This is a genomic window from Streptosporangium sp. NPDC000563 (genome assembly GCF_040299985.1).
GTDB lineage: Bacteria > Actinomycetota > Actinomycetes > Streptosporangiales > Streptosporangiaceae > Streptosporangium.
In genome coordinates this window covers 132,356-144,629 of record NZ_JBEPDA010000014.1, presented here as the reverse complement: position 1 = coordinate 144,629, position 12,274 = coordinate 132,356, and the positions used below count along the sequence as shown (strand labels likewise).

At 71.1% G+C, this 12,274-nt stretch carries 9 protein-coding genes; 2 read left to right on the top strand and 7 right to left on the bottom strand.

Annotated features, from left to right (window positions below; translation table 11 throughout):
• Positions 1 to 14: 14 nt before the first annotated feature.
• Complete coding sequence (locus tag ABT352_RS27220) at positions 15 to 1,415, bottom strand: NAD(P)/FAD-dependent oxidoreductase (RefSeq protein WP_350947769.1); 1,401 nt, start codon at positions 1,413 to 1,415, stop codon at positions 15 to 17.
• 178 nt (positions 1,416 to 1,593) lie between these two features.
• Here ABT352_RS27220 and ABT352_RS27215 point away from each other — a divergent pair, with 178 nt between their 5' ends.
• Together ABT352_RS27215 and add are read left to right on the top strand one after the other, a co-directional pair.
• Positions 1,594 to 2,625, top strand: coding sequence for a GNAT family N-acetyltransferase (locus ABT352_RS27215; RefSeq protein ID WP_350947768.1), 1,032 nt, complete (start codon positions 1,594 to 1,596; stop codon positions 2,623 to 2,625).
• Positions 2,626 to 2,835: 210 nt separating this feature from the next.
• On the top strand, positions 2,836 to 3,870 hold the full coding sequence (add, locus tag ABT352_RS27210; RefSeq protein ID WP_350947767.1) for an adenosine deaminase: 1,035 nt from the start codon (positions 2,836 to 2,838) through the stop codon (positions 3,868 to 3,870).
• 57 nt (positions 3,871 to 3,927) lie between these two features.
• On the opposite strand, the gene pgl is transcribed toward add, so the two are convergent.
• From pgl to tkt, 6 genes are all read right to left on the bottom strand, one after another.
• Positions 3,928 to 4,683, bottom strand: coding sequence for a 6-phosphogluconolactonase (pgl, locus tag ABT352_RS27205; protein ID WP_350947766.1), 756 nt, complete (start codon positions 4,681 to 4,683; stop codon positions 3,928 to 3,930).
• A gap of 57 nt (positions 4,684 to 4,740) precedes the next feature.
• Entirely contained in the window at positions 4,741 to 5,652 is a 912-nt protein-coding gene (locus tag ABT352_RS27200; RefSeq protein WP_350947765.1) for a glucose-6-phosphate dehydrogenase assembly protein OpcA, read from the bottom strand.
• Positions 5,653 to 7,176 (bottom strand): glucose-6-phosphate dehydrogenase, encoded by a 1,524-nt coding sequence (gene zwf, locus ABT352_RS27195; protein ID WP_350947820.1) that lies wholly within the window; start codon positions 7,174 to 7,176, stop codon positions 5,653 to 5,655.
• A gap of 169 nt (positions 7,177 to 7,345) precedes the next feature.
• The gene (locus tag ABT352_RS27190) at positions 7,346 to 8,974 is read right to left on the bottom strand and encodes a phosphoglucose isomerase-related protein (RefSeq protein ID WP_350947764.1); all 1,629 of its coding nucleotides are present in this window, start codon (positions 8,972 to 8,974) and stop codon (positions 7,346 to 7,348) included.
• Between the two features lie 7 nt (positions 8,975 to 8,981).
• Positions 8,982 to 10,085, bottom strand: a complete 1,104-nt coding sequence (gene tal / locus ABT352_RS27185) for a transaldolase (protein ID WP_350947763.1) — start codon at positions 10,083 to 10,085, stop codon at positions 8,982 to 8,984.
• Between the two features lie 2 nt (positions 10,086 to 10,087).
• Positions 10,088 to 12,199 carry a transketolase gene (gene tkt, locus ABT352_RS27180; protein WP_350947762.1) on the bottom strand — a complete coding sequence of 704 codons (2,112 nt, stop codon included), beginning with the start codon at positions 12,197 to 12,199 and terminating at the stop codon, positions 10,088 to 10,090.
• Positions 12,200 to 12,274 lie beyond the last annotated feature (75 nt).

Genomic DNA, 12,274 nt, shown 5'->3' with positions numbered 1-12,274 from the left:
CGTCCGCCCCGCGTTCAGCGTCCGGTGATGGAGTCGGCGACGCGGGCCAGCACCGAGGTGCGGCCGAGTCCGGCCTTCTCCCTGGCGTCGGCCCGGCGGTAGAGGTCGTACATGGTGTGCACGCCGATCCACCGCAGCGGTTCCACCTCCCAGCCGCGCACCTTGCGGTCCACCCAGGGCAGGGAGGTCAGGTCGGTGTCCTCGCGCAGGACGAGGTCGCGCAGGGTACGGCCGGCGAGGTTGGTCGTGGTCACCCCGTGGCCGGTGTAGCCGCCCGCCCAGCCGATGCCGGTGGTGTGGTCGACGTGTACGGTGGCGCACCAGTCGCGGGGCACGCCGAGCACGCCGGACCAGGCGTGCGCGACGCGGGAGGCCCTGACCGCGGGGAACATCCCGGTGAGCAGCTCCCAGAGCGCCTCGATCGTCCACTCGTGGGTGCGGCCCCGGTCGTCCACGCGGGATCCGTACAGGTAGGGCTTGCCGCGCCCGCCGAACGCGATCCGGCCGTCGGCGGTGCGCTGGGCGTACATGTAGTAGTGCGCCATGTCGCCGAGCAGTTCGTTGCCCTCCCAGCCGATCTCGTCCCACAGCGTGCCCAGCGGCTCGGTGACGATCATGGAGCTGTTCATCGGCAGCCACGTCCGGTGATACTGCCTCAGCTCGGCGGTGAAGCCCTCGGTGGCGCGGATGACGTATTCGGCGCGGACCGTCCCCTGCGGCGTGCGGGCCTCGCGAGGGGCGATCTCGGTGACCGGGGTGCGCTCGAAGATCTCCACCCCGAGCCTCCTCACGGTCTCGGCCAGACCTCTGGCCAGCTTGGCGGGCTGGATCCTGGCGCAGTGCGGGCTCCAGATCGCACTGACCGCGCCGTTCACCCGCAGGCGCCCTTCCCGCTCGGCGGGGTCGAGCAGCCGCACGTCCTCCTCGGTCCAGCCCCAGTGGCGCTCGTGGGCGAGCAGCCGGTGCAGCCGCCGGTCCTGGGCGGCGTTGGTGGCGACCGTGGTGACACCGCCCTTGACGATCTCGGCGTCGATGTTCTCGTCCTTGGCGACGGCGACGACCTCGTCGATCGTGTCGAACATCACCCGCTGCAGCCGCCTGGCCGCGTCCGCGCCGTGCGTCTTGGCGTAGCGCTCGGGGGTGCCCGCCAGCTCGCCGACCAGCCAGCCGCCGTTGCGTCCGGAGGCGCCGTATCCGGCGAACTCCTTCTCCAGCACGACGATCCGCAGACCGGGGCTCGCCTTCTTCAGGTAGTAGGCGGTCCACAGGCCCGTGTATCCGGCGCCGACGATGGCGACGTCGGCGTCGAGGTCTCCGGTGAGAGGGGCGCCGGGGGAGGGGATGCCGAGGGAGCGATACCAGAAGGAGACGTCTCCGTTGACGAAGTCCCCGGCCAGGGGAACGCGCGTGCTCATGGCCTCACATTCTGCTGTATCCGTCTATCTTGGTGCACCTGTCAACGGAAACCGTTGCAGAAACGCCGTCCGGCCGCGTAATGAGTGATCTTCTCAGACGTAACGATGGGCTCACTCATGTGTAGCAGTCCCGTAACAGCTCCGGGACAGGCTATGCCCTGACGGAAGGGGCATTCTGATGGGGTTTCTGAGGATTCGTACGACCGTTGACGAGAGGCCGGGACGGCTGGCCTCGCTGACCGCCGCGCTCGCCGCCAAGGGCGGCAACATTCTGGGCCTGAGCGTGCAGACCGACGTGGACGGCACGGTCGACGAGTTCGTCACGGACATCCCCGCCGGAGCCGAGGCGGTACGCGAGGCGCTGGAGGCCGCCGGGGGACGGCAGGTCCAGGTCGTCGCCGCCACCGCCCACGAGCTGACCGACGAGCCCACCCGCGTCCTGCTGCTCGCCTCCCGGCTGCGCATGACGCCCTGGCGCCTGCCGGAGCTGCTGGGAGAGCTGCTGCGCGCCGACGACTCCCGCTGGGTCTACGGTGCGGAGATGAGTGATCTTCCGGACCCGACCCTGCTGACCGTGCCCGTGGCTCCGCGCCGCGCGATCAGGGTCCGCAGGGCCGAGCTGCCCTTCACGCTGACCGAGGCCGCCCGTGCGGCCTCCTTCGTCCGCCTGGCGCAGCCACCCGTGGAGGAGTCCGGGGCCGACCGCGACATCACGCTCTCCGACGGCGTCGAGGTCAACGTCCGCCCGCTCACCCGCCTCTACCGCGAGGCCGTACGCGACCTGCACGACCGCTGCTCGCCCGAGGCCCGCAGGTTCCGCTACTTCACCTCGGCGCCGGTACTGCCGCCGAAGGTCTTCGAGCGGCTCTGCGACCGGGCCCGGGGGCAGTCGGTCGTCGCCGGACACGACGGCCAGGTCGTCGGTCTCGCCAACCTGATGTTCACCTCCGACCCGGGCACCGCCGAGATGGCGTTCCTGATCGAGGACCGCTGGCAGGGCAGGGGGCTGGGAACGGCCCTGGCGGGAATGCTCGTCCGCCAGGCCCGCGACCTGGGCTTCGCCGAGGTCAGGGCGACGCTGCTGTCCGACAACATCCGCATGCGCAGGCTCCTGATCTCGCTCGGCGCGACCTTGAGCTACACCGAGGACCCCGGCGTGGTGGAAGCCAGGCTGGCCGTGGGCGTGATGGCGACGGCATCCCCGAGCTGAGCCCCATCACGCGACCTTCCCGTTTCGAGATCGCTCAGGGATCCCGAAGCGGGGAGGTCGCACCTTTCGGTTTCTCCGTGGAGCCACAGTCCTCCTCGGGAGAGGTCGGGGTGCGCGGCCTCGACCTCTCCCGGGGAAAGATGACATTTTAGTGTCAGCTTCGCGGTAAATGCCTTTCGCGGCCGGGGGCGGCGTGCGTAGGGTCCCCGCATGACGATCAACGCCTTCATCGAGGCTCTCCCCAAGGTCGAGCTCCACGTCCACCTGGTCGGCTCCGCCTCCGTCCCCACCGTGCTCGAACTCGCCCGCCGTCACCCCGGCGGCGGCGTCCCCACGGACGAGGAGGAGTTGCGCGCCTTCTACAGGTTCACCGACTTCCCGCACTTCGCCCGCATCTACCAGGCGATCAACGCCCTCGTCCGCGAGCCGGAGGACGTGGCCACCCTGGTGCTCGGCCTCGCCTCCGACCTCGCGGGGCAGAACGGCCGCTATGTCGAGCTGACCGTCACGCCGTACGCGCACCACGTCGTGGGCATGCCGATGCGGGAGGTCACCGAAGCGCTCGACCTCGCCGCCCGCCGCTCCCACGAGGAGCACGGGGTGCGGATGGCGTACGTGTTCGACATCCCCGGCGAGTACGGCGCCGAGGCGGCCCGCGTCACCCTGGACCACGCGCTTGGTGAACCTCCCCAGGCGCTGGTAGGTTTCGGGCTGGCCGGCATCGAACAGGACCGCCCGAAGTATCGGGACGCCTTCGCCGACGCCTTCCGCGCCGCCACCGCCGCGGGGCTGCGCAGCCTGCCGCACGCGGGCGAGATGAGCGGCCCGGAGACCATCTGGGAGGCCCTCGACCTCCTGGGCGCCGAGCGGATCGGCCACGGCATCGCCTGCATGGACGATCCCCGCCTCGTCGCCCACCTGCGCGAGACCCGGATCCCCCTGGAGGTCTGCCCCACCTCCAACGTCTGCACCGGCCAGGTCGCCCGCATCGAGGAGCACCCGCTGCCCCGCATGATCGAGGAGGGCCTGTTCGTCACCCTCAACAGCGACGACCCGCCCATGTTCGCCACCACGCTGAGCCGCGAGTATCGCGTCGCCGCCGACCACCTCGGCCTGGACCGCGCCACCCTCGCCACCCTGGCCCGCAACGCGGTCGAGGCCTCGTCCATGGATCCGGCGGGCAAGAAGGAGATCCTCGCCGAGATCGACACCGTCGCCGCTCGGCACTCCGAGACGGCACCCTGACGGCCGTCTCGAAGATCGTGGTCGTCAGGTCATGCCGATTCGCGACAGACGCGCTGCTCAGGGGGAGGAGGGGATCTTGGAGGCGGCGGCTCTGTCCAGCAGGAAGAGGGTGTTCCGGCTGCCTCGGGCGCCGGCCGCGGGGACCTGCATCGTCCCCGAGTCCGACAGCGCGAGTCGTACCGCTTCGGCCTTCTCCTCGCCGGCGGCGATCACCCACACCTCGCGGGCGCCCTGGATCACCGGCAGCGTGAGCGAGATACGGGTGGGCGGGGGCTTGGGGGAGTCGTGCACCGCCACCACGGGTCGGGTGTCGTGCAGGGCGGGCAGGCCGGGGAAGAGCGAGGCGACGTGGCCGTCGGGGCCCATGCCCAGCATCATGAGGTCGAAGGACGGGGCCTGGCCGTGGTCCTCGGGACGGGCGGCCTTGCGAAGCTCCTCGGCGTAGGCCTCGGCCGACTCCTCGGCGGTCATGCCCGAGTCGGGGCCGCGCATCACGTGGACCCGCGCGGGGTCGAGGTCAAGCTGGTCGAGCAGGGCCTCGCGGGCGCCGGTCTCGTTGCGCTCGGGGTCGCCGTCCGGCAGGAAACGCTCGTCACCCCACCAGATGTCCACCTTGCGCCAGTCGACGGCGTCCCTGGCGGGGGAGGCGGCGATCTCGGCGAGGGTGGCGATGCCGACACTCCCGCCGGTCAGGACCAGGTGGGCCGAGCCCTTGGCCGACTGGGCGTCGACGAGTCGGACGATCACCCGGGCGGCGACGGCCTTGGCGAGCACGTCGGCGTCGCGGTGGGTGATCACAGTGGGAACGCTCACGGGGCTTCTCTTTCGAAAGGAGGCGCCCCGCGGCGATCGCCGCGGGGCGCTCACGGCTCAGGACTTGTGGGTCCGGGCGAGTCGCTGGATCGCCGACGCGTAGATCTCGTCGGGGTCCAGCCGCCGCAGCTCCTCGGCGAGCAGCTCCGACGTCGGGCGCCGGGCCAGGGCGACCCTGCGGTCAGGCTGGCCGGGACGCGACAGCGTGCCCAGCCGGCCGTCGGGGCGGGTGATGGTGATGTCGCCGTCCGCCGCGATCAGCTTGACCATGGTCAGGCCGGGCCCGCTGGAGTCGGAGACCTTCACCGGGGCGTCGAGACGCTCGCCGAGCCAGGCCGCGAGCAGCAGGGCGCTGGCATGGCCGGGTACGGCCTCGATGGCGCCCCGCTTGACCTTGCCCACCGGCTGGTCGAACGCGGCGGCCAGCAGGCTCCGCCACGTCGTCAGCCGGGTCCAGGCAAGGTCGGTGTCGCCGGGCACGTAACCGCGGGCCCGGCCGACGATCGCCTTGACCGGGTCGGCCGCCGACCGCGCGTCGACGATGCGACGCTGGGCCAGCATGCCGATCGGGTCCTTGGACGGCACCTCGGGGCCGTCGGTGGGCCACCAGGCCACCACCGGGGTGTCGGTGAGCAGCAGCGGGCTGACGACCGAGTCGGCGTGCCTGGTCAGCTCCCCGTACAGGCGCAGCAGGATCACCTCGCCCGGGGTCGACTCACCGAACCGGATCTCGGCGTCGAGCCGGTTCGGCTCCTCGGAGTCGCGGGGAATGACGACCAGGATCCGGGAGGGGTGCTCCCTGGCGGCCTCGGTCGCGGCCCGGACCGCGTCGTACTGGTCGCTCTCGCCGCAGACCACCACGAGGGTCAGCACCATGCCGACCGCCGGGGTGCCCATCTGGTGGCGCAGGTGGGTGAGCTGCGAGGAGATCTTCGAGGCGGTCGTGCCGCTGAGCATGAAGCTGGTCATCTACAGCCGCCTCCAGACGCGCCCGTCGCGGGCCATCATCTCGTCGGCCGAGGCCGGCCCCCAGGTGCCCGAGGGATACTCCTCCGGCGGGCCCTGGGAGCTCCAGAAGTCCTCGATCGGGTCGAGGATCTTCCATGACAGCTCGACCTCGCGCTGGTGCGGGAAGAGCGGCGGGTCACCGATCAGCACGTCCAGCAGCAGCCGTTCGTAGGCCTCGGGGGAGGACTCCATGAACGACTCGCCGTAGGCGAAGTCCATCGAGACGTCCCGCACCTCCATCGCGGTGCCCGGCACCTTGGAGCCGAATCGCACCGTGATGCCCTCGTCCGGCTGAACCCGGATGACCAGTGCGTTCTGCCCCAGGATCTCGGTGTCGTCCTTGCTGAACGGCAGGTGCGGCGCCCGCTGGAACACCACGGCCACCTCGGTGACCCGGCGGCCGAGCCGCTTGCCGGTGCGCAGGTAGAACGGCACCCCGGCCCAGCGCCGGTTGGCGATCTCCAGCTTGATGGCCGCGTAGGTCTCGGTGATCGAGTCGGGCGGGATGCCCTCCTCCTGGGTGTAGCCGATCACCGGCTCGCCGCCCTGCCAGCCGGGCCCGTAGCGGCCGCGCGCGGTGGCCTGGGACAGGTCGGACGGCAGCCGCACCGCCTTGAGGACCTTCTCCTTCTCCCTGCGCAGCGAGTCGGCCCCGAACGACGTCGGATCCTCCATGCCGACCAGGGCGAGCAGCTGCAGCAGGTGGTTCTGGATCACGTCGCGGGCCGCGCCGATGCCGTCGTAGTAACCCGCCCGGCCTCCGATGCCGATGTCCTCGGCCATCGTGATCTGCACGTGGTCGACGTAACCGCGGTTCCAGATCGGCTCGAACAGGTTGTTGGCGAACCGCAGCGCCAGGATGTTCTGGACGGTCTCCTTGCCCAGGTAGTGGTCGATGCGGAACACCGAGCTCTCCGGGAAGACCGCGCTGGTGATCGCGTTGAGCTCCTGGGCGCTCCGCAGGTCGTGCCCGAAGGGCTTCTCGATCACCACCCGGCGCCAGGATCCGGGAGGGCCGTCGGCGAGGCCGGTCCGCTTCAGCTGCTGGACCACGACCGGGAAGAACTTCGGCGGCACCGAGAGGTAGAAGCCGTAGTTGCCGCCGGTGCCCCGGGTCTGGTCGATCTCCTTGAGCATCATCGCCAGCGTGTCGAACGCACCGTCGTCGGTGAACTCGCCACGGCAGAAGAAGATGCCCTCCGACAGCTGCTTCCAGACCTCCTCGCGAAACGGCGTCCGCGCGTGCTCCTTGACCGCGTCGTGGGTCAGCTGCGCGAAGTCCTGGTCCTTCCAGTCGCGGCGGGCGAAGCCGACCAGGGAGAAGCCAGGGGGCAGCAGCCCGCGGTTGGCGAGGTCGTAGATCGCCGGCAGCAGCTTCTTGCGCGCCAGGTCGCCGGTCACACCGAACAGCACCAGCACGCACGGCCCGGCCACGCGCGGCAGGCGCTTGTCGCTGGGGTCGCGCAGCGGGTTGGCCTCGATCATGGCCTCGGTGACACCGGCGGTCGCGACGTCGGTGGCCGTGATGGTCGTGGGCGTGTCGTCCCCCTGCGCGTCCGTCGCGGGGACGACCGTGTCGGCGGCCGACGCCGGGGCGCCGGCCGCGTCGCCCGCCCGGGAGCTCCCCTTGCTCATGCGAACCTCCGGCGATCCATCAGACCTCCCGCGAGGCGGCGAGCAGGCGCGCGACTCCGGCGGCGCGGTCGGTCAGGTGCAGCCGTACGGCGGGACGCCCGCGGCTGGCCAGCGCGCCCAGGTCGCCCAGGGCCTGGGCGAGCTGGAGCCGGCCCAGGGTGTAGGGCTTGCCGGGAACCTCGACGTCCTCCTCGACCGCGCCGGTGATCTGCAGGAACACCCCGTTCTGCGGGCCGCCCTTGTGGTACTGGCCGGTGGAGTGCAGGAAGCGGGGCCCCCAGCCGAAGGTGACCGGGCGGTCGGTGCGGACGGCGAGCAGTCCGCGCAGCGTCGCCGGGTCGGCGCCGCTCCACACGTCCGTCATCTCCTCGAACGAGGCGCCCTCGGCGTAGGGGGCGTCGAAGGCCGCCTCACGGTCGAGGTAGGCCATCACCGCGAGGTAGCCGCGCTCGGGGATCGCCTCCAGCAGCCGGGTGAACACGTCCGACAGGTCCTTGACGTCCTCGGAGCCGGGGAACTCGCCGTACACCTCCACCGGGCCGTCGACCAGGATCGGGGTGCCGACCGGCAGCTCGGCCTGGTCAAGCAGCTTGGCGGTGTTCTCCTTGGACTCGGCCACGTTCGGCTGGTTGAACGGGTCGATGCCGAGGACGCGGCCCGCGACGGCCGTGGCGTACTCCCAGACGAGGAACTGCGCGCCCAGCGGGCCGGCGACGGTCACGACGCCGTCGGTGTCGATCCCGGCGAGCAGTTCGTCGTCGGCGTCACCGGGGTCGGCGCCCACGACGGGCAGGATGCCCTTGCCGGACTTGCCGGTGGACTCGGCGACCAGCTGCTCGATCCAGTCGGGCAGTCCGTTGATCTCCGACAGGCTGTCCTCGATCACGAGCTTGTCGCGCCCGGCCGCGGCCGCGGCGCCCAGGGCCGCGCCGAGGTCGAGGCCGGGGTTGCCCTCGGTCCGCGACAGCAGCGGCGCCACCTCGGCCGCGTCGTCGAGCAACCGCTCGACGTCGGCGCCCGCCAGCGCGCTGGGCACCAGGCCGAACGCGGTCAGGGCGCTGTAGCGGCCGCCCACGTTCGGGTCGGCGAGGATCACCTGGTAGCCCGCCTCGCGGGCGCTCGCCTCCAGGGGCGAGCCGGGGTCGGTGACGACGACGATCCGCTTCGCCGGGTCGATCCCGGCGTCGCGGAAGGCCTTCTCGTAGATCCGCCGGTGGCTGTCGGTCTCGACCGTGCCGCCGCTCTTGCTCGCGACGACCAGGATCGTGCTCTCCAGCCGGTCCTCGAGCGCCCGGCGCACCTGGCCGGGGTCGGTGGTGTCGAGAACGGTGAGGGGCACGTCGGCGGAGGTGGTGATGACCTCGGGCGCGAGGGAGGAGCCGCCCATGCCGGCCAGGACCACGTGGTCCAGGCCCTCGGCGCGGGCCCGCTCCACCAGCGCGCCGATCTCGGGAAGCAGCTGCCTGCTCGTCAGCGGGAGGTTGAGCCAGCCGAGCCGGATCGCCGCCTCGGCCTCGGCCTCGGGACCCCACAGGGTGGGGTCGCCGGAGGCGAGGGCCTGGGGGACCCCCTCGGCGGCGAGCTGTCCTGCCGTCTCCGCGGCCTGCTCGGTGAAGTCGTCCTCGCTGAACGTCACGGACACTGACATATGGTCCTCACGCCTTCTTCAGCTCGGAGGAGACGGTCTCCAGCAGCTCTTTCCAGGAGGCCTCGAACTTGCTCAGGCCGTCCTCCTCCAGGAAGCGCACGACATCGTCGTAGTCGATGCCGGCGTCCTTGAGCGCCGCCATGGTGTTCCAGGAGTCCTCGTAGGAGGAGCGGACCGTGTCGCCGGTGATGTTGCCGTGGTCGCCCGTGGCGTCCAGGGTCTTCTCCGGCATCGTGTTGACCGTGCCGGAGGTGACCAGCTCGTCGACGTAGAGGGTGTCGGGGTAGTCGGGGTTCTTCGTCCCGGTGGAGGCCCACAGCGGACGCTGGGCCCGCGCACCGGCCGCGGCGAGCGCCTGCCAGCGCGAGGACGCGACGACCTCCTCGAAGGCGGCGAAGGCGAGGCGGGCGTTGGCGACCGCGGCCTTGCCCTTCAGCGCGAGCGCCTCGGGGGTGCCGATCTTGTCCAGGCGCTTGTCGATCTCGCCGTCCACGCGACTGACGAAGAACGAGGCGACCGACTCGATGGCCGACAGGTCCAGGCCGGCCTCCTTGGCCTTCTCCAGACCGGTCAGCCAGGCGTCCATCACGGCGCGGTAGCGCTCAAGGGAGAAGATCAGCGTGACGTTGACGCTGATGCCCTCGGAGATCGCCTGCGTGATGGCGGGCAGACCCTCGACGGTGGCGGGGATCTTGATGAACAGGTTGGGCCGGTCGACCATCCACCACAGCGCGCGCGCCTCGGCGACGGTCTTGTCGGTCTCCCTGGACAGGCGGGGGTCGACCTCGATCGACACCCGGCCGTCCACCTGGCCGGTGGCGTCGTAGACCGGCCGCAGAACGTCGGCGGCCCAGCGGATGTCGTAGGTGGTGATCGCCCGCACGGCCTCCTCCACGTCGACGCCGCGGATCTTCAGGTCGTGCAGCTGGCCGTCGTAGGCGTCGCCCTTGCTCAGCGCCGACGCGAAGATCGTCGGGTTGGAGGTGACACCGACCACGTGCTTGTCGTTGATCAGGGACTGCAGGTTGCCCGTGCGCAGGCGCTCGCGGCTGATGTCGTCCAGCCAGATGGAGACACCCTGCTCGGAGAGCTTCTTCAGGATCTCACTCATGATCAGTTTCCCGTCGTCTCGCCCTTGTCGGCTCCGGTCTTGGCGAGGCTCGCCTTGGCGGCGGCGGCCACGCGCTCGGCGGTCAGGCCGAACTGCTCGTAGAGGGTCTTGTAGGGGGCCGAGGCACCGAAGTGCTCCAGGCTCACCACCGCGCCCTCGTCTCCCACGAACTCCCGCCAGCCCAGCGCGATTCCCGCCTCGACCGCCACGCGCGCGCGCACCGCCGTGGGCAGCACCGTCTGCCGGTAGGCCGCGTCCTGGGCCTGGAACCACTCCACGCACGGCATCGACACGACCCGGGTGGCGATGCCCTCCGCCTCGAGGAGCTCGCGGGCCTCGACGGCGAGCTCGACCTCGGAGCCGGTACCGATCAGGATCACCGAGGGCTGCCCGTTGGAGGCGTCCCGCAGGACGTAGCCGCCGCGGGCGACCTTGTCCGCGTCGCGGGTGCCCTCGTAGACCGGAAGGTTCTGGCGGGTGAGCGCGAGCGCGGCCGGGCGGTCGTTGTGCTCCAGCACGACCTGCCAGGCGGCGGCCGTCTCGTTGGCGTCGGCCGGGCGGACCACGTCGAGACCGGGGATGGCGCGCAGCGCCCACAGGTGCTCGACGGGCTGGTGCGTCGGGCCGTCCTCGCCCAGGCCGATGGAGTCGTGCGTCCACACGTAGGTGACCGGCAGCTTCATCAGCGCGGCCAGCCGCACGGCCGGGCGCATGTAGTCGCTGAACACCAGGAACGTGCCACCGTAGGGGCGGGTGCCGCCGTGCAGCGCGATGCCGTTGAGAATCGCGCCCATGCCGTGCTCGCGGATGCCGAAGTGCAGCGTGCGGCCGTAGGGGCCGCCGGGGAAGTCCTTGGTCTGGAACTCCTCGGGGATGAAGGACGGCTCGCCCTTCATCGTGGTGTTGTTGGACTCGGCGAGGTCGGCCGAGCCGCCCCACAGCTCGGGCAGCACCGGCGCGAGGGCGCTGAGCACCTCACCGGAGGCCTTGCGGGTGGCGACGGAGGAGCCGATCTCGAAGGTCGGCAGCGCCCCGGTCCAGTCGGCGGGAAGCCGTCGCGCGGAGATGCGGTCGAACTCGGCGGCGCGCTCGGGGTTGGCCTCGCGCCAGCTCTGGTAGAGCTTGTCCCACTCCGCCCGCGCGGCCCGGCCGCGCTCGACGACCTCGCGGGCGTGCTCCAGGACCTCGGAGGGGACGTCGAAGCTCTTCTCGACGTCGAAGCCCATGACCTTCTTGGTGGCGGCGACCTCGTCGGCGCCCAGCGCCGAGCCGTGGATCTTGCCGGTGTTCTGCTTGTTGGGCGCGGGCCAGCCGATGATCGTGCGCAGCCGGATGAACGACGGCCTGCCGGTCTCGGCGCGGGCGGCCTCCAGGGCCTCGTACAGCGCTTGGACGTCCTCGACGTACTCGCCCGTCCGCGTCCAGTCGACCGTCTGGGTGTGCCACCCGTACGCCTCGTAGCGCGCGACGATGTCCTCGCTCAGCGCGATCTGGGTGTCGTCCTCGATCGAGATGTGGTTGCTGTCGAAGACGACGGTGAGGTTGCCCAGCCTCTGGTGGGCGGCGAGTGCGCTCACCTCGTGGCTGACGCCCTCCTCGATGTCACCCTCGGAGGCGATGCACCAGATGTTGTGGTCGAACGGGCTCGCGCCCGGAGCGGCGTCCGGGTCGAACAGGCCGCGCTCGCGGCGGGCGGCCATCGCCATGCCGACCGCGTTGCCCAGGCCCTGGCCGAGCGGGCCCGTGGTGGTCTCGACGCCGACGGTGTGGCCGTGCTCGGGGTGGCCGGGCGTGAGGCTCTCCCACTGGCGGAGCCCCTTGATGTCGTCCAGGCTCAGGCCGTAGCCGGAGAGGAAGAGCTGGATGTAGAGGGTCAGGCTGCTGTGACCAGCCGAAAGGACGAAGCGGTCACGGCCCGCCCACGAGGGGTCTGACGGGTCATGTCGCATCACCTGCTGGAACAGCAGGTAAGCGGCCGGCGCCAGGCTCATCGCGGTGCCGGGGTGACCCGATCCCGCCTTCTCTACCGCGTCCATGGCCAGGGTGCGTACGACGTCGACCGCGCGGCGGTCCAGGTCGCTCCATTCGAGGGCTGGCACGAGTTCAGTGCTCAAGTGCTCGATCTCCGGATCTAATCGTGTGATGGTGGCGCCGGTCTGGTATTTCCCGCCCACACCGGACCCTAACGG

Coding starts and splice junctions, on each gene's coding strand:
- ABT352_RS27220 (WP_350947769.1), bottom strand. CDS start 1,415: ATGAGCACGCGCGTTCCCCTGGCCGGGGACTTCGTCAACGGAGACGTC.
- ABT352_RS27215 (WP_350947768.1), top strand. CDS start 1,594: ATGGGGTTTCTGAGGATTCGTACGACCGTTGACGAGAGGCCGGGACGG.
- add (WP_350947767.1), top strand. CDS start 2,836: ATGACGATCAACGCCTTCATCGAGGCTCTCCCCAAGGTCGAGCTCCAC.
- ABT352_RS27200 (WP_350947765.1), bottom strand. CDS start 5,652: ATGACCAGCTTCATGCTCAGCGGCACGACCGCCTCGAAGATCTCCTCG.
- zwf (WP_350947820.1), bottom strand. CDS start 7,176: ATGATCGAGGCCAACCCGCTGCGCGACCCCAGCGACAAGCGCCTGCCG.
- ABT352_RS27190 (WP_350947764.1), bottom strand. CDS start 8,974: ATGTCAGTGTCCGTGACGTTCAGCGAGGACGACTTCACCGAGCAGGCC.
- tal (WP_350947763.1), bottom strand. CDS start 10,085: ATGAGTGAGATCCTGAAGAAGCTCTCCGAGCAGGGTGTCTCCATCTGG.